At 45.9% G+C, this 23,399-nt stretch carries 26 protein-coding genes; 20 read left to right on the top strand and 6 right to left on the bottom strand.

Features of this window, described 5'->3' with window-relative positions:
- Positions 1-23 precede the first annotated feature (23 nt).
- From C161_RS25960 to C161_RS25935, 6 genes are all read left to right on the top strand, one after another.
- Positions 24-1,154: an ABC transporter ATP-binding protein gene (locus C161_RS25960; protein WP_036673737.1), complete on the top strand. Its 1,131-nt coding sequence runs from the start codon at positions 24-26 to the stop codon at positions 1,152-1,154.
- Positions 1,151-2,068, top strand: coding sequence for an ABC transporter permease (locus C161_RS25955; protein WP_036673736.1), 918 nt, complete (start codon positions 1,151-1,153; stop codon positions 2,066-2,068). Before C161_RS25960 ends, C161_RS25955 begins: the two co-directional genes overlap by 4 nt.
- Entirely contained in the window at positions 2,061-2,906 is an 846-nt protein-coding gene (locus C161_RS25950; RefSeq protein WP_036673735.1) for an ABC transporter permease, read from the top strand. Before C161_RS25955 ends, C161_RS25950 begins: the two co-directional genes overlap by 8 nt.
- Positions 2,899-4,116, top strand: a complete 1,218-nt coding sequence (locus C161_RS25945; protein WP_036673734.1) for a M24 family metallopeptidase — start codon at positions 2,899-2,901, stop codon at positions 4,114-4,116. The genes C161_RS25950 and C161_RS25945 overlap by 8 nt, the downstream gene beginning before the upstream one ends.
- A gap of 82 nt (positions 4,117-4,198) precedes the next feature.
- Positions 4,199-5,386, top strand: a complete 1,188-nt coding sequence (locus C161_RS25940) for an MFS transporter (protein ID WP_036673733.1) — start codon at positions 4,199-4,201, stop codon at positions 5,384-5,386.
- 85 nt (positions 5,387-5,471) lie between these two features.
- Entirely contained in the window at positions 5,472-5,822 is a 351-nt protein-coding gene (locus C161_RS25935; RefSeq protein ID WP_036613800.1) for a hypothetical protein, read from the top strand.
- 281 nt (positions 5,823-6,103) lie between these two features.
- On the opposite strand, the gene C161_RS25930 is transcribed toward C161_RS25935, so the two are convergent.
- Entirely contained in the window at positions 6,104-6,730 is a 627-nt protein-coding gene (locus C161_RS25930) for an FMN-dependent NADH-azoreductase (RefSeq protein WP_036613802.1), read from the bottom strand.
- Between the two features lie 236 nt (positions 6,731-6,966).
- Here C161_RS25930 and C161_RS25925 point away from each other — a divergent pair, with 236 nt between their 5' ends.
- The 6 genes from C161_RS25925 to C161_RS25900 all read left to right on the top strand — a co-directional run bounded on the left by C161_RS25925 (position 6,967) and on the right by C161_RS25900 (position 13,745).
- Positions 6,967-7,905, top strand: a complete 939-nt coding sequence (locus C161_RS25925) for a sugar-binding transcriptional regulator (RefSeq protein ID WP_036613997.1) — start codon at positions 6,967-6,969, stop codon at positions 7,903-7,905.
- Positions 7,906-8,118: 213 nt separating this feature from the next.
- Positions 8,119-8,769 carry a deoxyribose-phosphate aldolase gene (deoC, locus tag C161_RS25920; protein ID WP_036613998.1) on the top strand — a complete coding sequence of 217 codons (651 nt, stop codon included), beginning with the start codon at positions 8,119-8,121 and terminating at the stop codon, positions 8,767-8,769.
- A gap of 230 nt (positions 8,770-8,999) precedes the next feature.
- Positions 9,000-10,187, top strand: a complete 1,188-nt coding sequence (locus C161_RS25915; RefSeq protein ID WP_036613804.1) for a NupC/NupG family nucleoside CNT transporter — start codon at positions 9,000-9,002, stop codon at positions 10,185-10,187.
- Positions 10,188-10,216: 29 nt separating this feature from the next.
- Positions 10,217-11,395 (top strand): phosphopentomutase, encoded by a 1,179-nt coding sequence (gene deoB, locus C161_RS25910; protein ID WP_017688192.1) that lies wholly within the window; start codon positions 10,217-10,219, stop codon positions 11,393-11,395.
- Between the two features lie 97 nt (positions 11,396-11,492).
- Entirely contained in the window at positions 11,493-12,200 is a 708-nt protein-coding gene (gene deoD, locus C161_RS25905; RefSeq protein ID WP_017688193.1) for a purine-nucleoside phosphorylase, read from the top strand.
- A 243-nt stretch (positions 12,201-12,443) separates the two neighbouring features.
- Entirely contained in the window at positions 12,444-13,745 is a 1,302-nt protein-coding gene (locus C161_RS25900; protein WP_036613808.1) for a pyrimidine-nucleoside phosphorylase, read from the top strand.
- A 121-nt stretch (positions 13,746-13,866) separates the two neighbouring features.
- Here the strand turns inward: C161_RS25900 and C161_RS25895 are convergent, their stop codons facing one another.
- Together C161_RS25895 and C161_RS25890 are read right to left on the bottom strand one after the other, a co-directional pair.
- Entirely contained in the window at positions 13,867-14,850 is a 984-nt protein-coding gene (locus tag C161_RS25895) for a TIGR03943 family putative permease subunit (RefSeq protein WP_051449950.1), read from the bottom strand.
- 84 nt (positions 14,851-14,934) lie between these two features.
- Entirely contained in the window at positions 14,935-15,975 is a 1,041-nt protein-coding gene (locus tag C161_RS25890; protein WP_036673731.1) for a permease, read from the bottom strand.
- Between the two features lie 224 nt (positions 15,976-16,199).
- On the opposite strand from C161_RS25890, the gene C161_RS33445 reads away from it, so the two are divergent.
- A complete protein-coding gene (locus C161_RS33445; protein WP_156946167.1) occupies positions 16,200-16,298 on the top strand; it encodes a GTP-binding protein in 99 nt (32 codons plus the stop codon).
- A gap of 23 nt (positions 16,299-16,321) precedes the next feature.
- Positions 16,322-16,609, top strand: a complete 288-nt coding sequence (locus tag C161_RS25885; protein ID WP_036673730.1) for a GTP-binding protein — start codon at positions 16,322-16,324, stop codon at positions 16,607-16,609.
- A 69-nt stretch (positions 16,610-16,678) separates the two neighbouring features.
- Here the strand turns inward: C161_RS25885 and C161_RS25880 are convergent, their stop codons facing one another.
- Entirely contained in the window at positions 16,679-17,536 is an 858-nt protein-coding gene (locus C161_RS25880) for a stalk domain-containing protein (RefSeq protein WP_036673729.1), read from the bottom strand.
- 169 nt (positions 17,537-17,705) lie between these two features.
- Here C161_RS25880 and rpmG point away from each other — a divergent pair, with 169 nt between their 5' ends.
- From rpmG to C161_RS25850, 6 genes are all read left to right on the top strand, one after another.
- The gene (gene rpmG, locus C161_RS25875; protein WP_036613813.1) at positions 17,706-17,855 is read left to right on the top strand and encodes a 50S ribosomal protein L33; all 150 of its coding nucleotides are present in this window, start codon (positions 17,706-17,708) and stop codon (positions 17,853-17,855) included.
- A 49-nt stretch (positions 17,856-17,904) separates the two neighbouring features.
- A complete protein-coding gene (locus C161_RS25870; RefSeq protein WP_036673728.1) occupies positions 17,905-18,612 on the top strand; it encodes a metal ABC transporter ATP-binding protein in 708 nt (235 codons plus the stop codon).
- Positions 18,558-19,451, top strand: a complete 894-nt coding sequence (locus tag C161_RS25865; RefSeq protein WP_036673727.1) for a metal ABC transporter permease — start codon at positions 18,558-18,560, stop codon at positions 19,449-19,451. Before C161_RS25870 ends, C161_RS25865 begins: the two co-directional genes overlap by 55 nt.
- Positions 19,438-20,508, top strand: a complete 1,071-nt coding sequence (locus C161_RS25860) for a metal ABC transporter substrate-binding protein (protein ID WP_036673726.1) — start codon at positions 19,438-19,440, stop codon at positions 20,506-20,508. Before C161_RS25865 ends, C161_RS25860 begins: the two co-directional genes overlap by 14 nt.
- Positions 20,509-20,673: 165 nt before the next feature.
- Positions 20,674-21,156 carry a hypothetical protein gene (locus C161_RS25855; protein WP_036673725.1) on the top strand — a complete coding sequence of 161 codons (483 nt, stop codon included), beginning with the start codon at positions 20,674-20,676 and terminating at the stop codon, positions 21,154-21,156.
- 236 nt (positions 21,157-21,392) lie between these two features.
- The gene (locus C161_RS25850) at positions 21,393-22,094 is read left to right on the top strand and encodes a M50 family metallopeptidase (RefSeq protein WP_036673724.1); all 702 of its coding nucleotides are present in this window, start codon (positions 21,393-21,395) and stop codon (positions 22,092-22,094) included.
- A gap of 115 nt (positions 22,095-22,209) precedes the next feature.
- Here C161_RS25850 and C161_RS25845 read toward each other — a convergent pair whose 3' ends face one another.
- Positions 22,210-22,581, bottom strand: a complete 372-nt coding sequence (locus tag C161_RS25845) for a DUF4363 family protein (protein WP_036673723.1) — start codon at positions 22,579-22,581, stop codon at positions 22,210-22,212.
- A 26-nt stretch (positions 22,582-22,607) separates the two neighbouring features.
- A complete protein-coding gene (locus C161_RS25840) occupies positions 22,608-23,336 on the bottom strand; it encodes a DUF421 domain-containing protein (RefSeq protein WP_051447333.1) in 729 nt (242 codons plus the stop codon).
- Positions 23,337-23,399: the final 63 nt, after the last annotated feature.

Raw genomic sequence — 23,399 nt, 5'->3', positions numbered from 1 at the left:
GAATGGATGGGAGGGAATCAGAGATGAGCAGCGGACAAGAGACCATATCCATTGAAACAAGGGAAGTCACGAAAACTTATGGTGAGCGAGCCGCCGTTGATCAAGTAACACTCCAAGTGAAAAAGGGCGAATTCGTTTCCTTGCTTGGTCCGAGTGGCTGTGGCAAAACAACACTGCTGCGCATGCTTGGCGGACTTGAGCAGCCGGATCAGGGCACCATTATGCTGGGAGGTCGGGATGTTACTGGCATCCCGGCTTATGGACGCAATAGCAATATGATTTTTCAGCAGCTTGCGCTGTTCCCTCATATGGATGTATTCAACAACATTGCCTATGGGCTAAAGGTGAAGAAGTTACCAAAAGCCGATATCCAACGGCAGGTAGGTGAAATGCTTGATCTGGTCCAGCTCGGAGACTATGGCAGGCGTGCTGTATCCGAGCTGTCCGGGGGTCAGGCCCAACGCGTCGCCATTGCTCGCGCACTGATAAACAGACCCGAAGTGCTGTTGCTTGATGAACCTCTCTCTGCATTGGACATGCAGCTGCGTCTCGATATGCAGCGTGAACTGAAACGCATCCAGCGTGAATTCGGCGGAACGTTTATCTTTGTAACGCATGATCAGAGCGAAGCCATGAATATGTCTGACCGAATTGGCGTTATGCGCGATGGAAGGCTGCTGCAATACGCAACCCCTGATGAAATCTATGAAAGACCGACCGATAGTTTCGTGGCCAAGTTTATTGGAGATACCAATCTCTTTGAGACGGAAGTACTGGGACATGATGTGAATGGAATTCGGGTGGAATGCTTCGGCAAGCCATTGCTGGTGAAAGTCAGTGATGGCAATGCTGTACCGAAAGCGGGAGCACGACATTCCTTATCAATCCGCAATGAGTATATTCGACTTGGAGAAGATGCAACTCATTGCCTGAACAAGCTGGATGGACACGTGATTGAAGCGGTGTATGGCGGAGCAAATATTCGATACAACGTGCAGATTGCTGAGGGTTTTCTAGTTCAGGCCTGTGTGCTGCATCAGCGGGGAACCTCACGTTATAGTCCAGGTGAGCCAATACAGGTTGGCTTTGATCCAGAGGACGCGCTCTTGTTATCCGAACCCATTGATGACCGTGTACAGGGGGCAAGAATATGAACCGGATCGCGGAACGGATCGTGAATCTGTATTCCTTTGGAAACCGCACATGGGTAACCCGGTTACTGCTTCTGTTGCCTGCGCTTGCTCTGATGGGCATCGTGTATCTGGGTGGGTTGCTGATCTTTGGCAGATATAGCTTTGATATGTATGAGAATGGAAAGCTTATTCGGGGCTGGGATTTAGGAGCTTATCGTGCGTTTCTGTCCGACCCTTATTATTGGAAGCTGATTGGCACAACGTTTCGCATTGCCTTCAAGGTTACGCTATGGAGTCTTCTGCTTGCCTATCCGCTGGCCTATTGCATTGCGGGTCTAAAGAAGCCTGGCATGAAGCAATTGTTGCTGCTGCTCACGTTTCTTCCGCTACTGGTCAGTGCCGTTGTGCGTTCTTACGGATGGCAGCTTTTGTTGTCCAAACAGGGCTTCATGAACTGGCTGTTCATCCGTCTGGGGCTAACCGAGGAAGGATTCAGCATGATATACAACGAGACAGGTGTTGTCGTGGCCCTTGTCCATATTTTCCTGCCGTTTATGGTCTTTCCGATCTTGAATGTACTGTCCCAAAGTGACGCTTCCTTAAAGGCAGCTGCTCAGGATCTGGGGGCGGGCAGCTGGAGAACATTCCTGACCATTACCCTGCCTTTATCGGCAAGAGGTATTGCAAGCGGGGTGCAGATTGTGTTCACGCTATGCCTCACCGCCTTCACCACACCTCAACTGATCGGTGGGGGAAGAGTCATGACACTTCCGGTGTTTATATATCAGCGAACCTTGGACACCAACTGGCCGATGGCTGCGGTTGCCAGCCTGTTTTTACTTGTGTCTTCCATTGTTGTCTCGTTGCTTGTGAATAAAGGAGCAGAAATGCTGATGTTCCGTCGTTCCCATAAGGGAGGTCAGGCGTATGGTTAAGTCGAACAGGGGCACCAAGCTGTTGCTCTACATCTTTGTGGGCGCCGTAGCGATTTATTTGCTGCTGCCACTGCTGATGATTATGTTGACATCTGTAGGCTCAGGTTCAGCCAGCAAATTTCCCCCGGAAGGTCTCACCTTGAAATGGTATGCCAATCTGAGTGAGCAGACCCAGTTTCTCGATGCATTCAAGAACAGCCTTATTGCTTCTACAGGGGCGGTTCTGCTGGCTTTGATTACAGGTACGCTTGCTGCATTAGCAATCGTGCAATACCCTTTCCCGGGTTCGGGTATCTTAAGGGCATTTTTTGTATCTCCGATGGTTATGCCAAAAATTACGCTGGGTATCGCATACCTGATTTTATTCTCGAAAATGCATATTGCTGGTGGACTGTTTGCACTTATTTTGGGTGAAGCGGTCATTGTGCTTCCATTTGTGCTCACTATTGTGGGCAGTGCGTTAGCCAATCTGCACCCGGCTCATCGGGAAGCTGCCGCGGACCTTGGCGCAGGGCCGATGCGCATTTTTTTCACAATTACGTTGCCACAGCTCCGACTATCCCTGCTTCTGTCAGGGTCAATCGCTTTTGTCTTCACTTTCGATCAGGTAGAGGCTGCTCTGTTGCTGCTCCGTCAGGACAGCTACACGTTGCCAATACAGCTATTCCTGTATATGGAAAAATGGCAGGACCCAACAATTGCTGTTGTGTCTGTAGTTCTGATCGCTTTTGCGCTGGCTCTGTTTATGACGATTAAACTAGTGTTGCGCTCTGTACCAGGACTTGAAAGTTTGTTTGGTCGCAGGAAAACAAAAGGAGGTCTGGATCAAAATGAATAATTCACTGCATCTATCCCATAGCTCAGGTCTGAACCGGGACCGGGCGGAAGAAGTGATGAAAGCTCAAGGGCTAAGCGCCCTGATCGCAACAACTCCAGAGAACATTCACTATGTCATCGGGTCTCAGCTACGTGCAAGCAACTGGACCATGCAGATTTATGCTGTTTTACCTGCCGACAGATCTGCTAAGCCTTGTATCGTCATTCCAACGAATCGGTTAGGCGTTGTGGCCCAATTCGGTATCACAGGGGTGGATATATTTGCCTATAGTGATTTCTTCGTAGAAGGTTCAATTGAAGGCAAACCTTCCACTGACGACATTGATCTCTTTTATTCTCTCCTCCAAACGACGGTTATTCATCCAGGTCCTGTTGAAGCACTCAAGGCTGCATTAAAACAGCTTGAGATCGAAGATCAGCCGATTGGAATCGATGAGATGCGGATCGCTCCCGATATTCTGGCTAGAATCAAGGAGGAGGTTCCTGAAAGACCGGTAATTCCCGCATATAAGTTGTTCCGAGAAATCCGTCTGGTCAAGACACCTTTCGAAATCGAGCAACTTCGTCAGGCTGCCCAATTAAATGAACGGATTGAGCAGGAACTAATTGACCTGATTGCAGCAGGTGTTCATGAGAAGCAACTTGCCGATCATTATCGTCTGGCTGTGATGAGAGCGGGTGGAACTCCGGCAATGACAGCGGTAGGGGCAGGGCCACGTAGTGCGCTACCACTCATCGAAAATTATTTTCATATGATTGAGGTTGGAGATCAGGTCCGTTTCGATCTTTGCCTGCAGCTGGAAGGATACTGGGGAGATACGGGCCGCACGGTTGTTGCAGGGGAGCCTACCGCTTGGATGAAAAAACATTTTGCTGCGGTCAAAAGTGGATGGGAGACGGCACTTGAAACGGTGCGCCCTGGCGTCAAGGCGTCGGAAGTATTCCATGCGGCAGTATCTCGCGTACAGCGTGAAGGGATTCCACATTACCGACGTCAGCATGTCGGACATGCCATCGGGTTGGAACTGTACGACGATATAACCCTCTCCCCTGGGGACCAGCGTATACTGGAGCCCGGTATGGTGTTATGTGTTGAGGTACCGTATTACGAGCTAGGTGCTGGTGGATTCCAAATCGAAGATACAATTGTTGTAACGCCAGATGGTTATGAGTTTTTAACCCATATGGAGCGGAAATTGTTCACTAAATAACGATAGATGGAAGGCTTCGCTGACCGGCGATCAGACCACAGTCGATCCAAGAAGCTTTCTTACTGGGAAAGTTGGAACATCCATGATTCAGCAGGGAACTAAGACGTTTCGTAACATTAGCCTTGCACTGTTCGCCGGAGGTTTTGTCACTTTTGCTTTGCTCTACAGCCTCCAGCCCCTGATGCCTGAGATTAGCAATGCATTCTCCATTACGCCGGCACACGCCAGTCTTACGTTATCCGTTACAACGATCGCCATGGCACTGACGATGCTGTTCATCGGGTCCTTGTCTGATTCTGTGGGCCGACGCTTTATAATGACAGCTGCACTGGTGATATCTTCTGTTTTTGCTTTGCTCAGCGCATTCAGCCCGGGATATACGGAGCTTCTTCTGCTTCGTATTCTCCAGGGTGTGGCACTCGCGGGGTTGCCAGCGATAGCCATGACATATTTGTCAGAAGAAATTGAACCTAGAAGTCTTGGTTATGCTATGGGCCTATATATAAGTGGCAATTCGATAGGAGGCATGGCCGGCCGTTTCATCAGCGGTGTGGTGACAGATTGGTTCAGTTGGCGCGCTGCTGTGGGTTTCATTGGTATTCTTGGACTGTGTGCAGCCGTTATTTTTTGGCTTGTCATCCCGCCATCCCGTCATTTTGTCAAAGCTGCACCTGGATTCAAAAATCCAATACCTCTTTTGTGGTCACAATGTCGCAATCCAAGGCTGTTATGCCTGTATGGACTCGGTTTTCTCCTGATGGGGGGATTCGTGACCCTGTTCAACTATATCGGTTTTGAATTAACGGGTGAACCCTATCATCTTAGCCAGTCTATCGTTGGAAGTCTTTTTGTGGTATATCTGATGGGCACAGTCAGCAGTACCTGGATGGGCAGGATGGCAGATCGGTACGGCAGGTCACATGTGCTTGGAATCGCGCTGGGAATTATTCTGGCTGGTGCAGTCTGTACCGTTCATCCAGCGCTTTGGGTCAGAATTATCGGACTCGCCCTGTTTGCCTTCGGTTTCTTTGGCGGTCATTCCATCGCAAGCAGCTGGGTTGGACTCGTGGCCAATCAGCACAAATCTCAAGCCAATGCGTTGTATTTATTTTTCTACTATCTTGGTTCAAGCGTAAGTGGAACAGGAGGTGGACTGCTTTACAGTCATCTTGGATGGATAGGCATTGTGGGGATGATCGGTGTGTATGTTTTGATCGGTTTTGTCTTGTGTAATTTGCTTGTTCACAGGTTGAAGGGACAGGCTACATAAATCAACTTTTTCCGACAGCTATTGCATATCCTGAAATACCGAGTATAATACTTGGTAAATAGACGAAAAGGGGATGCAATAAACGATGAAAACACATGCTGAATTGAACTCACTTCTTGTTGACGATTATCTGGATCTCCTGAACATTGCGAAACAGCTAGGTGATGACGAATGGAAAGATGCTATTCTGCAAGCATTGAAGGAAGAAGTCGATGCGAATCATCATCTGGATTCCAAAGAGGTAAGACAGGATTTATGGATTCAATTTGAAGGCATTAATGAACAAATGCATGATCTGTTAATGCAATTGAAGCATGCCGACAGTCCTGAGGAGAAAGAACAGATTATTGAAATGATCTGGGGATTGAAAGTAGACCGTCATGCGATCACACGTAAACTTGAAACCATGAGCCGTGCCAGTGCTGGACATCAGTAAGCTCTAGGTTGATTATACATTGAAAACCCGCGTGTTTCCTGGGATTATCCCCTAGGTCGCACGCGGGTTTTGTTTTTGCTTTATTGTTTACTACACTTTAGTGAGTGTTCAAAAAGGTCGGTTTTCAGTACCGAGAAGATGGGATGAAGCTAGAAATGGAGTAGCGGAGCGTAGGGAAAACTACGTGAGCAACGGACATTTCGGCTGAATTCCATATTCGATGCTGATGATGCCATTAGGCATCCTTCGTAATCAAAAGCGGACTTTTTGAACTACTTCTATTAAAACTGTTTTGCGAAAGTGCGTGCTTGTTCGATAGCTTGTTGCTTGATCTCATCTGCACGATCTTTATATTGATTATGCCCCTCAACAAAAATGCCATCAAGCTTCGGCACACCGAGGAATGACATGATAATGCTTAAGTAACGATGACCGGATTCCATTTGAGCCGCTGGGCCTTCGGAATAAATGCCACCGCGCGCCTGAATATGCAGTGCTTTTTTGTCGGACAACAGTCCAACAGGACCTTGTTCGGTATAACGAAATGTTTTGCCAGCTACGCAGATCGAGTCGACATAAGCCTTCAGAATAGGAGGAAACGAGAAGTTCCACATCGGGGTTACAAAAACATATTTATCTGCTGAGGCAAATTGATCCGATAGTTCATTCAAACGGCTTACTTTGGTCTGTTCTTCGGCAGTCAGATCACTGCCCGATTGCAGTTTGCCCCAACCACTGAAGACATCCGCATCGATATGGGGGATATCCGAGCGATACAGATCGAGGTGAACAACCTCATCAGAAGGGTGACTTTCACGATACGCATCAATAAATGCTTTGCCCGTAGCCATGCTGAAGGAGGTTTCATGATCGTGAGGATGGGCAGTAATATACAATAAGGTAGACATGTAATTCTTCCTCTCTGTGCGATTCATGGGGGAACCGATGTTTGTTAGTAATAAAGCGACCGCAGTAGTATGCATCGTTTCCCCCGTTTTATACGTCAGAAAGGGATATGTATGGATTGATCATGATACTGAATTAGATGCTATATAGTGACCGGATACTCAATCCATGTATAATATACAGGACGAGTATTTATTTTCCAAAGACAATAGGATGAGTGAGATGAGCGCACATGGGAATGGACCTGGAGAAGCAACGATTAAGCATTGAAGCAGCGAAATTGTATTATCAGTCCGATTATAGCCAGCAGGATATTGCCGCAAGGTTGGGCGTGTCGCGTCCAACCGTATCAAGGTTACTTCAGTACGCCAAAGATCGTGGATATGTCCGGATTGAAATTATGGACCCGCTGGAGGATATCGACATCATTGCCGGAGAACTTAAGTCAAAATATGATCTGGATACGGCACTTGTGTGTTTTACCCCGTTGAAGAGTGATGAGGAAATACAGAAGCATATCAGTAAACGAGCAGCGGATTATCTTCAAGAGACGGTTCAGGATGCAGATATTATCGGGGTGACTTGGGGAACAACCATGCATGCTGTAGCACGCCAGCTTCGTCCCAAGCAGGTTAAAGGTGTCGAAGTCGTGCAATTGAAGGGGGGCGTAAGCCACTCCCATGTCAATACGTATGCCGCTGAGATTGTTCATTTGTTCGCTGAGGCATTCCATACGGTACCAAGGTATCTGCCGCTGCCTGTTATTTTCGACAACATTGAAGTAAAAAACATGGTAGAAGCGGATCGACATATCGGCAGAATCGTGGAACTTGGCAGACAGGCCAACATTGCTTTGTTTACCGTGGGTACTGTGAAAGAAGATGCATTATTGTTCAGGCTCGGTTACTTCAATGAAGAAGAGCAACAATTGCTGATGAACTCCGGTGCAGGTGACATTTGTTCACGCTTTTTCGATGCGGAAGGTCAGTTGATCAGTGAAGAGATTAACAGCAGAACCGTTGGAATTGATCTAGCCGAGTTGAGAAATAAGGAAAAATCAATCCTTGTCGCTGGGGGACAACGCAAAATTGAAGCCATACACGCCGCGCTCAAAGGTCATTACGCAAATATTCTGGTCACGGATCAGTACACAGCGCAGGCATTACTTCGATTTTAATTTCAAATGGATATGGATGACAACATCTGCCACGTAAAAAGGGCGGATGTTTTGCTTTTTTAGGAAGAAAATATAACGAAGAAGAAATGTAAGTGTAACTGTGAACAAAAGTTCAAGTTGATTTTTACATATGTTCATGTTAGTGTAAGTGTATAGAAAATAACTAGTTCAGATAAGGGAGAGATTTAATTGACTACACCACAATTAGCGAAAATGATCGACCATACGTTGCTTCGTGCGGACGCAACGCAAAGTGAAATGGCCAAGTTAACCGAAGAAGCGAAACAATACCAGTTTGCTTCCGTATGTGTTAATCCAGGCTGGGTTGCTTATGCTGCTGAGCAGTTGCAGGGTACTGGCGTAGATATCTGCACCGTTATTGGTTTCCCTCTGGGAGCATCTACATCGGAGACAAAAGCTTTCGAAACTAAAGATGCGATTGCTAAAGGTGCAACTGAAGTCGATACGGTCATCAACATCAGTGCTTTGAAAGATGGCAAAGATGATTACGTTGAACAAGATATTCGTGTTGTCGTTGAAGCGGCTGCGGGTAAAGCTTTGGTGAAAGTTATTATTGAAGCTTGTCTGTTGACGGATGAAGAGAAAGTACGTGCTTGTCAGGCAGCTGTGCGAGCTGGAGCTGATTTTGTTAAAACTTCTACAGGTTTCTCCACAGGTGGAGCAACGCCAGAGGATATCGCTTTGATGCGTCGTACTGTAGGTCCTGATGTTGGCGTTAAAGCTTCCGGTGGCGTACGTAGCCTGGAAGATATGCAAAAAATGATCGAAGCGGGTGCAACTCGTATCGGTGCAAGTTCTGGCGTGAAGATTATGCAGGGTGGTCAGTCTACATCTTCTTATTAAGCAAAAGCATCTTATTAAGAAAAAGCTTAATAAATAAAAGTAATGTTATATTCTCTGTACTTGGGCATTCGACTCAGGTACAGGGAATACAACTTACACTTGTATTTTAAATAACGGAACTAATTGTAAGCGCTTCATAAGTTTTCTGAAAGATTACTGATAAGAATGCTTAAGAGCCCTTTGAGCTGAATTTTCACATCCGGCTTAACTACCTTCAAAGGAGAAATCAAATGAAATTTCTAATTGCCATTATCGGCTTACTCGTTGTTTTTGGACTGGCTTATATCGCAAGCAACGGCAAAAAGCAGATTCGTTACCGGCCGCTGGCTATCATGATTGTTTTGCAAGTTATATTAGCTTATGCTCTGTTGAATACAGGAGTGGGTACTTTTTTAATTGGCGGTTTCGCGACCGTATTTAAAAGTTTACTCGACTATGCGAATGAAGGTATCGCATTTGTATTTGGGGGTTTGACTACTGTAGGTGCCGAAAGCGGGGGGGCACCGTTCTTCCTCAGCGTATTGATGCCGATTGTTGTCATCTCCGCCCTTATCGGTATATTGCAGTATATCCGAATCTTGCCTTTTGTTATAAAATATATTGGTCTGGTATTAAGCAAAATCAACGGAATGGGCAGACTGGAATCATATAACGCGGTTGCTTCGGCTGTATTGGGGCAATCTGAAGTGTTCATTTCTGTGAAAAAACAAATTGGGTTGTTGCCAAAACATCGGCTGTACACCTTGTGTGCTTCGGCGATGTCCACGGTATCGATGTCGATTGTTGGTGCTTATATGACCATGATCGAGCCGAAATATGTGGTTACAGCTCTTGTACTGAACCTGTTTGGCGGTTTTATCATTGCTTCGATTGTGAATCCTTATGAGGTTACAGAGGAAGAAGATATATTGGAAGTACAGGAAGAGGAGAAACAGTCCTTCTTCGAAATGCTTGGCGAATACATCCTGGATGGATTCAAAGTTGCTATCATCGTAGCTGCGATGTTAATCGGTTTTGTTGCCTTGATTGCACTTGTTAACGGAATTTTCAGCGCGGTGCTTGGCATTTCGTTCCAAGAGCTACTTGGTTATGTGTTTGCACCATTTGCCTTCATCATGGGTGTTCCATGGAAAGAAGCGATTCAGGCAGGAAGTATTATGGCAACCAAAATGGTATCCAACGAATTCGTAGCTATGCTTAATTTGAAGGAGACTGCAATGTCTGCCAGAACAACGGGTATCGTATCTGTCTTCCTCGTGTCGTTCGCCAACTTCTCCTCCATCGGTATCATTGCTGGTGCGGTGAAGGGACTCCATGAGAAGCAAGGTAATGTGGTCGCCCGCTTCGGTCTGAAACTGCTTTACGGTGCTTCGCTTGTCAGCGTGCTGTCAGCGATCATTACTGGACTGTTCTTGTAAACCGGATTATTGGAAGGAGTGCTTAGGTTATGTCAACATTCAAAAGAGTACATCTAATCGTTATGGATTCTGTAGGGATCGGCGAAGCGCCGGATGCAGCAGAATTTGATGATTTTGATGTAGATACCTTCGGTCACATTGCACGTGAACGCGGAGGTCTGAAAATGCCTCACATGGCCAGTCTCGGACTGTCCAACATCAAAGAAATTGAGGGTGTCCCTGTAGCGGATGCACCTAAAGCGTATTACACCAAGATGCAGGAAGCATCCAGAGGCAAAGACACAATGACAGGTCACTGGGAGCTAATGGGTCTTTACATTGATACACCTTTTCGTGTGTTCGAGAATGGTTTTCCTGATGAGTTGATTCAACGCATTGAAGAGAAAACGGGCCGCAAGGTGATCGGTAACAAACCGGCCAGCGGCACGGAAATTCTGGATGAGCTGGGTGCAGAGCATGTTGAAACTGGCGCGCTCATCGTTTATACATCCGCCGATTCGGTTCTGCAAATTGCAGCACATGAGGACGTTGTTCCACTGAAAGAGCTGTATGAGATCTGTGAGTTCTGCCGTGAAATTACACTTGAAGATCCGTATATGCTCGGCCGCATTATTGCACGTCCATTTGTAGGTGAAGCGGGTAACTGGAAACGTACTGCAAATCGTCATGACTATGCGCTTAAACCTTTTGGTCGTACGGTTATGAATGAACTGCAAGATGGTGGATTTGATGTGATTGCTTTGGGTAAAATCGCAGATATCTATGATGGCGAAGGTGTAACCAAGGCTGTTCGTACCGTCTCTAACATGGATGGCATGGACAAGTTGTCTGAAACAATGGATGAAGAGTTCACTGGACTCAGCTTCCTGAACCTGGTTGATTTTGATGCCCTGTACGGTCACCGTCGTGATCCGCAAGGTTATGCTCAGGCACTTGAAGACTATGATGCACGACTGCCCGAGATTTTTGCCAAAATGACCAATGATGATCTGCTGCTGATCACAGCTGACCATGGTAACGATCCAACATACCGCGGTACAGACCATACACGTGAATATGTACCACTGCTTGCCTATTCTCCGCGCTTCAGCGAGGGCAAAAAGCTTGATCTGCGCAGCACATTTGCTGACCTTGGTGCAACCGTAGCCGAGAACTTTGGAGTGAAAATGCCGGAATACGGCACCAGCTTCCTGAAAGATTTGAAATAAGTTTTTCAAAACTGGATAGGGGAGGTCGGAGTAGCTTGGGCTGCTCCGGTCCTGCCATCATAATAGACTAATTTGTATAACTGGAGGAGATTCATTCATGAGTACACATATTGGAGCAAAACCCGGGGATATCGCAGAAACGATCCTATTGCCAGGAGACCCTTTGCGCGCGAAATATATTGCAGATACGTACCTCGAAGATGTTGTATGTTACAACGAAGTTCGTGGAATGCTCGGTTACACAGGTACATATCAAGGACACCGGATTTCGGTGCAAGGTTCAGGGATGGGTATTCCGTCCTTCGCAATCTATGCTAACGAATTGATCAGCGAATATGGCGTAAAAAACCTGATCCGTGTGGGTACTTGTGGCGGTATGCAGGAGCATGTACGTGTACGTGACGTTATCCTTGCACAAGCAGCATGTACAGATTCCAGCATGAACAAACACGTATTCGGTGGTTATGACTTCTCACCAATCGCTACGTTCTCCCTGTTGAAAGAAGCATATGACCGTGCAACAGCTAAAGGTATGAAGATTCACGTTGGTAACGTATTCAGCTCCGATTCTTTCTACCGCGATGACCGTTCCGTAACCGAGAAGTTGATGAAACACGGCGTACTCGGCGTAGAGATGGAAACAACAGCATTGTACACTATTGCTGCCAAGTTTGGTGTTAACGCACTGACCATCCTGACGGTAAGTGACCACTTGCTGACAGGCGAAGAAACATCTGCCGAAGAGCGTCAAAAAACGTTTAACGACATGATGGTAGTTGCCCTGGACACAGCAATCACACTGTAATTGTTGCATTTTATATTTATAATCAATTGATGTGGATCGAAACTTTTGTTTTAAGCACAGAGTGAAGGACCCGGAATCGATTCTGAAGAAGCAAAGCGTTCGCCTTTGTCTCCGAGTTTTCTCCATTACAAATGGAATCAAAAAAACTTGGAGACAACAGCGATCTAAGGAACGATCCGGAGCCGTAACGGACTAACAACAAAGTGTTCAATACAATCAATACACACACAAGGAGAGATCATCATGAGAATGGTAGACATTATTGCTAAGAAACGCGACGGAAAAGAACTGACAACAGCTGAGATTGATTTTGTTGTTCAAGGATACACACAAGGAGAAATCCCCGACTATCAAGTCAGCGCATGGGCGATGGCAGTATTCTTCAAAGATATGACAGACAAGGAACGTGCCGATCTGACGATGTCGATGGTGAATTCCGGTGAAACGATCGATCTGTCTGCTATCGAAGGCATCAAAGTAGACAAGCACTCCACAGGAGGAGTGGGTGATACAACAACACTGGTACTTGCTCCGCTTGTTGCTGCGCTGGATGTACCTGTTGCCAAAATGTCCGGACGTGGACTTGGTCACACGGGTGGTACAACAGACAAACTGGAATCCGTTGCAGGTTTCCACGTAGAGCTTGAAAAAGAAGAGTTCATTCGTCTCGTAAACGAACACAAGGTTGCAGTTATTGGACAAAGTGGTAACCTTACGCCTGCAGACAAAAAGCTCTATGCACTACGTGACGTAACAGCTACCGTTAACTCCATTCCACTGATCGCCAGCTCCATCATGAGCAAGAAAATTGCAGCAGGTGCAGATGCAATCGTATTGGATGTTAAAACGGGTGCTGGTGCATTCATGAAAACAACGGAAGATGCAAAAGAATTGGCACATGCCATGGTAAGCATCGGTAACAATGTTGGACGTAAAACGATGGCTGTTATCTCCGATATGTCCCAACCACTAGGTCTGGCGATTGGTAACGCGCTTGAAGTGAAAGAAGCCATCCTCACACTGCAAGGTAAAGGTCCAAAAGATTTGGAAGAACTGTGTCTGGCACTTGGACGTCAGATGGTATTCCTTGCTGGCAAGGCAGATTCCTTGGAGCACGCTGAGGAGAAATTGAAAGAAGTGATCCAGAACGGTAAAGCACTGGAGAAATTCAAAGATTTCTTGGCAAACCAAGGCGGAGACGCTTCGGTTGTCGATCATCCAGATCGTTTGCCACAAGCACAATATCTGGTTGAAGTCCCAGCAGACAAAGACGGCTATGTTGCCGGAATCGTTGCTGACGAAATCGGAACTGCAGCAATGCTGCTCGGCGCAGGCCGTGCAACAAAAGAGTCCGAGATCGATCTCGCTGTTGGTCTTATGCTGAACAAAAAAGTGGGTGACCCAGTCAAAGCTGGTGAGTCCCTCGTAACAATTCATGCCAATCGTGAAGACGTAGCAGACGTCATCGCGAAGATCAAAGAAAACATTACAATTGCGGATCATGCCGATGCTCCTGTATTGGTTCATGATATCGTAACGGAATAATACAATCAGAGAAGACGAGATGTAATCTCATGTCTGACTGAACATGAAAGCCCCAAAGCAATGTAGTCCATCGCTTTGGGGCTTTTTGTCGTTGATGACACGCTGCTGTTAATGATAGCAATTAACGGCTCTTTATTTTCTCATACGCCATCACCGAGTCCGCATTGGTATAAATATAAGGCGTGGATGGCTCGGATACAGGTGTCACCTTTGTAGCCCGAATCTCAATGGTGTCCTTACCATTTACCTGTGCTGAGCCGATGCTGCCATCGATTTGAACCCAGCTGTCTGTAGGGAAGCTATCTGCTTCTGGGATGTGAATCATCACGCCAAAGGGAGCCGCATCAGCAGGGCAACACATGACCAGAAATCGTCCCAGCGCAAAATGTGATTCATGATCCATGCTTTTGTCACGGTAGACAAACCCGGTTAACGAGATATCTTTGCCTGCAAATTGTCGCTGGAACATATCGATCGTACCGAGGGTTTCAGAGAAAATTTCAGGATAGACTCGAATGACCTGTTCTGCATACAACTTCTCCGCCAGTTCAGCGAATTCGCGGCTATACTCGTCTGGGGGAATGAATTGTACTTTGGTGACCGAAGCAGCCTGAACAGCCGTTGGTTGTTGTGTACGATCTTGTACAATCAATTGCGTTGCCGGATCAGGTAAAGGCTCTTTTCGACGAATCTCGGGAGGGACATAGGTGAGAGACATGCCTTTCTGACTGGCCATGGAGCTGCCGAGAGCCCGGTCAGGTAACAGAAATCCCAGCAACAAGGGGATAGCAATCAGACCATATACCATTAAGCTACGAAGGAACCCCGAGGGTGGTGGATGTTCACAGTCGCAATGAACCTCGTTTCTACCGAACAGTCCGTGCCATGCCATGATAACGGCAATAAACAATAAGGGAACAGGACAGCATAATAGCAGTTTTTGCATGGTAGGAGCCAAATAATAATGAAGCGAATCACTTGAATTCAACTGAATAATGTACACTGCCACCCCGCCGATCCAGCCTGCACGGATCAGGTTATGCCATTGGATGACGTGTGACCTTAGAACAGGAGGTTTGGTCATCGTATAGATAGTGTGGTTCATATATCATCACCTCATCTCTATTCATCGTCAGTATGAAAGTTCATGGGGTTAACCATTCAGGTCATGAAGTATTGGGCTCAACCTTTATACCAGCAGGTTAATCAACCACGAGCCGGCAAAGACGAGTGTGATAATCGCTAGACTTAAACCTATAACAAACCGAGTACGGAAGGTTGAGAGTAACATGAGCGTGCTTTTGAAATCCAGCATTGGACCAAGAACAAGGAAGGATACCAGCGGCCCCAGTGCAAACGTATGTGAGAACGCAGAAGCCACAAAAGCATCAGAAGTGGAGCAGAGAGACAGTACATAAGCAAATCCCATCATGAACACATAGGAGGCAACAGGACCATTACCAAGAGAGATCAGATCGCTGCGGCTAATGAATGTTTGGATGCAGGCTGTAATCAAGGCACCGATCACCAAATATTTGCTCATATCGACAAATTCGTCTCCGGCATGAATGAAGAAGCTGCGCCAGTTTTTTACATGGTTATGGTCATGTGCATTTGTGTGTGCATGAGCATGAGGTTGCGCCATTTTAAAACCAGGATGTGTTTTAACTTCTGTCACTGCGACTTTTGGCATCCGAAGGGGATTTCGACGAACAAACACATACACAAGCATGCCTATGGAAGCTGCTACAGCAAAGGCCAGTCCCATGCGGGCAATGGTAATCTCAGGATGGGAGGGAAAGGCAAGCAAAGTTGCGGTAAATACGATGGGATTGACTACGGGACCACTCAAGATGAACGTAACTGCGATATAGGCTGGCATGCCTTTGTGCATCAACCTTCTCACTACGGGGATCATGCCACATTCACAAATGGGAAAAATAATACCGAGCAGTCCTGCGACCAGCACACCACCGATCGGATTTTTGGGCGTGAGTCTGCGGACCATTTCTTCAGATACGAACCACTGCATGAGCGAGGACAATAGCACACCCATGAGCAGAAAAGGTGCGGCTTCAAGGAAAATACCTATGAATACGGTTTTCATATTTTGCAAAGCTTCACTGTTCCATGCTTCCTTCAAGTCTGGAGCCATTGTGATCAACACGGGAACAAGAAATGCACAAGGGACCAGGAAGGACAGGAGCTTCAGGTTGGCTGCCATTTTCATGAAACAGACCTCCACAACTAGGACTTTGCTAAAATATATGCTTGTACGTGCGGCAACATACATCATTCCTATGGTCTAATCAACATTTTTACGATTAATCAAGATTTTTCATCATATTAGATGTTGACAATCCAAAGAAAACTACGGTATAGTTCGGATTGATCATCATTAATAGTAATAATTACTATTAAAGTTTAAACTTAAACAGAGTGGAGGAAGCAGAAATGTCAGATCAACAGGTTCAACAGCGGGTTCCAGTAACCGTACTTAGTGGATATTTGGGTGCAGGCAAAACGACACTTCTCAATTATGCAAAGGCCTGATGTGGCTGGCGACAAGAAACCATATGGCAATCTCTTTCAGTCATGCAGGTACATCGAAGCAGCTTGCACCAGCAGGAATATGGGTAGGTGCGATGAGTGAGGAGGAAAGGGAACTTCATTTTGGCGACACGCTGCCAAGCACACCGGACTGGGATGATGAGTGGGGTGACCGGGTAACCAAATTAGTATTCATCGGCATTGACATGGACAGGGCGGAGATTAAACGTACATTGGATGAGACCCTTCTTACGGAGGGGGAGATGTTGATGAACTGGCGTGAACTGAAAGATCCTTTTCCAGCGTGGAGTTGAAGTGAAAAGAAAAGATCTTCAAGTGCAATAGTGCCCCTGAAGATCAATGATTATATTGCATTAATGACTTTAGCTAAAGTACAAATCGCCAAGATAAAAATCACCATTGCCACTTTTTTGCGGACTAAACACAAAGGTAAGGTACACTCCATAGGAACCCGTCCATCCTTGTGGATAATAAATGGCTTTGTAACTGTGTCTTGTTTTGGTTTTATCATTCATTGCAATCACTTTAAAATCAGCTGATTTCACATTAATCAACTGATCTGCATATTTAGTCAGCGTTTTTTTATCATTTGCTGCAATGATACCTTTGACTGTAGTCTTAAATTTATCTTTCTGGGATTGCTTACCCAGATCAAAAATGTCGATCTCAGGATTTTCAATAACTTTAGCATCTATGTATTTATCAAATTCACTAGTGCTACCTGTTTTAAGTGCTTTACCATACATTTTGATCAATGTTAAAGATTCTTTCTGCAATTTGACTATCATCTGAGCGTCAGTTCCAGTCATCTTGATTGAGCCAGAAGTGCTTGAGTTACTTGAACTACTTGGTTTACTTGAATCTTCAGAACCTTTGGTACCTGTACTGCTGTTATTACTACTCGAACTGCTTGACTTACCGCTACCTGAATTAGTGATACTTACAACTTTGTTGCTAACATTCAGAGATACGTTGGCTCCGAGTGCTTCTGCTGTGGTACTTACAGGCAAGTATACATCACCGTCATATACCAGTGCATTCAGTTTGTCTCCAGCTTCATTCTTGGGTGTCCAAGACAAACCGTTTACTTTAAAGCTAATGTTGCTGTCGAGTGCTGCTTCAATATCTTGAATTCCGTTTGAAGCTGCTACACCCAGGGCACCGAAAGCCAAACTGCATGCTACCAATGACCCAATAAAAGTTGATTTTTTGATCTTCATCTAGTTCCTCCGTAGGTAAAGTATAATGCTACCAAAGCAGTATATCATATGAAATTATATTGTGCATACAAAATTTTACTGTAACAGATATAGAGTTGACAAACGAAAAAGCATAGGCTACTATCGTTAAATAGTAATAATTACGATTAAATAAGAGGAGGCAACAATCATGAGAGTCATTGTAACTTTAGCCTGCACCGAGTGCGGGGACCGCAACTACACAACAACCAAGAACAAACGTAACCATCCGGAGAGACTGGAGATGAAGAAGTACTCCCCACGTTTGAAGAAAATGACGATCCACCGGGAAACCAGGTAAATTTTTTTGTTATTTTTAAATCGTAATATTTACGAAAAGAGGGAATGGCATGATACTATCCTCCATGCGTGATGTTGTATTTGGATATGGCAAAGAGCCGGTCATTGATCAACTGTCGCTGGATATCCATGTGGGAGAGTTCATAGGCATCACAGGTCCCAATGGTTCTGCCAAAACGACCCTGTTAAAGCTGCTACTAGGGCTATTAAAGCCCTGGAGCGGCACGATACATATGAATCCGCAGTTGAAACGTGGGAACAAGTCCAATATTGGTTATGTGCCCCAGCAGGTGGCATCGTTCAATAGTGGATTTCCCAGTACGGTGAATGAACTGGTCCGGTCCGGGTGTTACACCAGGCTGGGACTATTCCGAAGCTTCACAGCAGAGCAGGTTGCCATCGTTGAACGCAGTCTGCGTGAAGTTGGCATGTGGGAATATCGGAATACACGCGTCGGTGAGCTGTCTGGTGGACAGAAGCAGCGGATCTGTATTGCAAGGGCTATGGCTGGGCAACCGCAGGTTCTGGTACTGGATGAGCCAACAACGGGAATGGACCGCCACAGCCGTGAAGGATTTTACAATCTGATGCACCACTATGTTGATGCTCATGGGATAACTATTATTATGGTTACTCATGGACTGGAAGAGATGGGGAATCGATTGGATCGAACGATTACTTTGGAGCGGCAAGAAAGTGAGGAATGGCAGTGTTTGAGTACGAATTCATGCAACGTGCCTTCTGGGCAGGTGGACTGATTGGAGTCATCGCTCCAATTCTGGGGGTCTATCTGATGCTCAGGCGGCAGGTCCTTATGGCAGACACGTTATCCCATGTCTCACTCGCAGGGGTTGCGCTCGGTTCGGTCATGAATCTTAACCCCGTGATCTGCGGATTCACCATTGCAATTATCGGTGCATTACTGGTTGAACAACTACGGCGAAGCTACCGAACCTACAGCGAGGTACCTGTGGCGATCATCATGACTTCAGGACTGGCTCTTGCTGTAGTGTTGATGAGTCTCAAAACCAATCTGTCCAAGACATTCAGCTCATACTTATTCGGATCTATTGTCGCGGTTAGCGATATACAGTTGTGGATGATGGCAGGTGTATGTGTCATTGGTTTACTTTTTTTCATTTTACTCCGGAGACCGCTCTATAGCTTTACCTTTGATGAAGAGACTGCTTCCATTGGGGGCGTTCAGGTAAGAGGTTTATCGTTTGCATTTGCCATTCTGACAGGAATGACTGTAGCTTCAGCCATGCCGATCGTCGGAGTGTTGCTGGTGTCTGCTCTCATTGTATTACCTGCTGCCTTGGCATTGAGAGTGTCTCGCAGTTTTACAGCAGCGATTATTGTCGCGGTAATTACAGGATTAATCGGTATTTTTAGCGGGCTCACAACATCTTACCATCTAAATACACCACCGGGAGGAACAATTGCACTCATCCTTTTGGTTATCCTATTGACTGGAATATCAGCGCAAAAGCTGATTGTACGATATAACCGCAAGCGTCACCGCAAAGAAACGAAATCACAGCACGTCATTCTGGTCAACCATTCTAGGAGGAATACATCACATGAAATTCAGTAAAAAAGCAACGCTCGGATTGTTGTTCAGTCTCACACTTATCGTCGCAGGCTGCGGACAAAAATCCGCTTCTGATGCAAATACAGCTTCGACAGGCACTTCCGTTCCAGTCAAGACGGAAACCGCAAAATTAAACGTGCAGGTCAGCTTCTACCCGATGTATGAGTTCACCAAAAATGTGGCAGGTGATCTGGCCGATGTGCATACACTCGTTCCAGTAGGAATGGAGCCCCATGATTGGGAGCCTACACCACAAGATATTGCCAGCATTGAAAAAGCGGATGTGCTTGTATACAACGGTGCGGGCATGGAATCTTGGATTGATCAGGTCACCGGAAGTCTGAGCAATGCTTCACTCATTCAGGTGGAAGCGAGCAAAGGCATCAACCTTCTTGAAGGTGGAGAGCATGAACACCATCAAGAAGATTCAGAGGCAACAGAACATGACCACGATCATGAGCATGCGAATGAAGCGACTACAGAACAACACGACCATGATCATGACGCAGAGGCAGAAGCAGGACATGATCACGGTGGACTCGACCCCCACGTATGGCTGTCACCTGCATTGGCTGTAAAGGAAGTGCGCAATATTGAAGCAGGTTTGGCGCAGGCTGCCCCGGAACATGCTGAACAGTTCCAGCAGAATGCAGATGCTTACATTACTCAATTGGGGTCACTGGATCAGGACTTCAAGGCGGCTGTGACGGATAGCAAACGTAAGGATTTCATCACACAACACGCTGCATTTGGCTACCTTGCCAAGGAATATGGATTACAACAGGTGCCCATCGCAGGATTGTCTCCTGAGCAAGAACCTTCGGCAGCACAGATGGCATCTGTCATTGATTTTGCAAAAGAGCATCAGGTGAAAACGATTTTCTTCGAAACACTGGTTTCATCCAAAGTGTCTGAGACAATCGCAAGTGAAGTGGGGGCCAAGACGGCTGTATTGAATCCGATTGAGGGACTCACCGAGGAAGAAATTGCGGCGGGAATGGACTACATTAGCGTGATGAGACAGAATCTGGAGGCTCTGAAACTGGCACTAAACGAATAATTAAAAATCAGTTTGATGCCTGTCACCGAAAAAGGTACAATAATACAACATGCTGAGGAATGGATCGCCATTCCTTTGCCTTTTTGCAAAGCAGAGAGCACAGTGATGTGCTCTCTCTTTGTTGAATAAGGTGGCCGGATCAAGGAGAACAGGAGGACGCATTGCATGAATTTAAATGAGGAACATGAAGTGCTGTTAAGTGAACAGCCTGCCCATCTGTGGAGACGGCGTAAGCTGGAGCTGATGCACTGGACGGAACGTGATAAACATACAGTATCCGCGAAGAAAACAGAGATTTGGAACGGTGTTGAAGTTGATGCCGAACTCGTGAAGGCATTGTCCATACTTCAGAGTGCGGGCGTGAGGACGGAATTTTCATGTGCAGGGGTGAGTCCGCTTGATGAACCTGTCGATCATTCCCTTTATGCTTATGTTACCCTGATACAAAGTGAGGTAGCAGATCAATTCGTGCACTATGCCCTCCGTCGGATGCGGAATCGACTGCTCGTTACGCTAGAGGCCGAAAAGGGCCGCTATGATCTATCTTCTTTTTTCATTGGACACAATCGGAGCTTCTGCTGGTGGATGGAGCACTGTGCCTTACAGTTTGGAAGCCGAAACGAATCGAGTGAAAAAAGCGTAGTATAAGTGCGTGTTCAAAAAGATCGGTTTTCAGTACCGAGAAGATGGGATGAAGCTAGAAAAGGAGTAGCGGAGCGTAGGAAACTACGTGAGCAACGGACATTTCGGCTGAATGCCATATTCGACGCTGATGATGCCATTAAGCATCCTTCGTAATCAAAAGCGGACTTTTTGAACAACCTCTATAAAGGATAGGCTTGTTTACTTGATTGTTTACTTTAAGGTAAAGGAGGTATACACGATTGAATAAGTGGGTCAAAACGATACTTTTTCTACTAGGCTCCGTCTTTCTTACACGATTCATCCCATTTTCGTCCTTGTTCCGTAACCTGGATACGATGATTCACGAATTCGGTCATGCACTAATGACACTGGTATTGTCCGGCAAAGTGCTGCGCATTGAATTATACGCTGATCATAGTGGTGTAACTTACTCTTCCATGCTGACGCCAGGCAGATCGATCCTGGTTTCTCTGGCGGGATATATCAGTGCATCTCTGTTCGCCTTACTGTTGTTTTACTTATACCGCAAAGGCTTACACATGTGGGGACTTGGTATTATGACGGCTGTCGCTCTGGTGTCGCTCCTGTTATATGTAAGAGGGGAGTTCGGCATGTTATGGCTGACCGGGTTCATCGTACTGAACGTTGTCATTATGATTTTTGGCGCCAAGATCGTGAAGTTCTATTATCTGTTACTGGCGTTTCTTACGCTGGAAGAGTCGGTTGTTAGTGCGGTATACGTTGGACTGATGTCCTGGACTCAACCTTCACGGGCAGGGGATGCGGCGAATCTCGCTCAGCAGACATTCCTTCCGGCGCTATTCTGGGGCACGCTGTTCGCTTTGTTTGCACTGTGGTGTGCCAAGGGAGCACTCGGTCTCTTTTTCCGCAAAGAAGGTACTTCGCGATCGTCACGGTCTCGGGGATTACGAAGAGCGTAATGGATATAAAGTTATATCAAAGCAAAGAAGGCACTTCCTTTCTTCATAAAAGGATAGTGCCTTTTGTTGTTGGACTTACTTCTTATATTCAAGCCTGATATTAAAGATATTGAACCTAATCTCCAAGATTATCCCATAACACATAAAAGTAATAAATCTCTTCCATAATCGCCTTATCATCCTCTGCCGCAACGCCGCCCTTGATCCGAGCAAGCGTGCCCAGAATATCATATATCGTTTCACGTTCCACACTGAACTGAATGCGGTTGACGACTTTATCCCAGGCCTTCATTGCGTAATTAACTTGAGACTTGGCTTCAGTCCATTTTTTACCCTCAACCTGTTTCTCTAACGTTTGTATAGATTCAAGCAAGCGATCATCGGTACCAAAGGGCTTTTTGAGAAAGGCTCCGCTAGCCATAATCGCAACGAACACAAGAATGAGGAAGATCGGAAGCACATATAACAGCCAGAAACGCGTTTTCATTCAACCGCCTCCTTGATGTAAAGAGTTTAGAAAGGCCCCTCATAATCGCCCATGTCGATTTTTTCGGTGATCTTATCCTTGAACAGATCAACATACAATTTGTCATTAGGCAATATGGCGGCAAAAGCAATATCCTGTATCGTGATCTTTTGTTTCTTAAGCTGTTCACTGAGCCAATTAATATCTTTGTGTCTTTCCTCCAGATTTTGCTTAATCAGCAGGCCATCAATGATAATCTCAGTCATCAGCTTACTCTTTGGAGGATGCATATGCATGTCTTTGGCGGTTACAGGCTGATTCTCAGGTTTCAAAACAACCGAGAGGCTGCCATCCGGTTCCAGAATCGCATAATCCAGCGTCGTAATATCAAATACATCCTTTTGCCGCAGCATCATGGTCAATTCGTCAAATTTGACTCGCATTTTACTCAGGTTCTGTTCGAGAATTTTACCGTTCTGGATGATCAATGTGGGGTCTGAGTCCATTAATTTGGAGATGGTGCGATTCTTCAGCGTAATATACTGAAAGATGATCGTAATGATTGTGAAAATGGTCAAGGCCACAAAATGAATCCACGCCTTGGACGAGAGATCGGTTGCAAACGTACCCGCAATGGAACCGATTGTGATACCGTTAATGTAATCAAAATACGTCAAGTTACCCATCTGCTGTTTGCCCAGCACCCTTGTATAGATGATCAGGGTCAGAAAGGCAATAATAGACCGTACGGCAACAACCCATGTTTCTTCCATCATATATGTATCACCTTCCTTTATTTCACGATAGCTGTATTAAGAGATTGTTTAAAAAGTTTGCTT

The sequence above is a fragment of the Paenibacillus sp. FSL R5-192 genome (assembly GCF_000517845.1).
GTDB lineage: Bacteria > Bacillota > Bacilli > Paenibacillales > Paenibacillaceae > Paenibacillus > Paenibacillus amylolyticus.
Note: the sequence above shows the minus strand (reverse complement) of the source record. Positions and strands in the feature narration are given on the sequence as shown.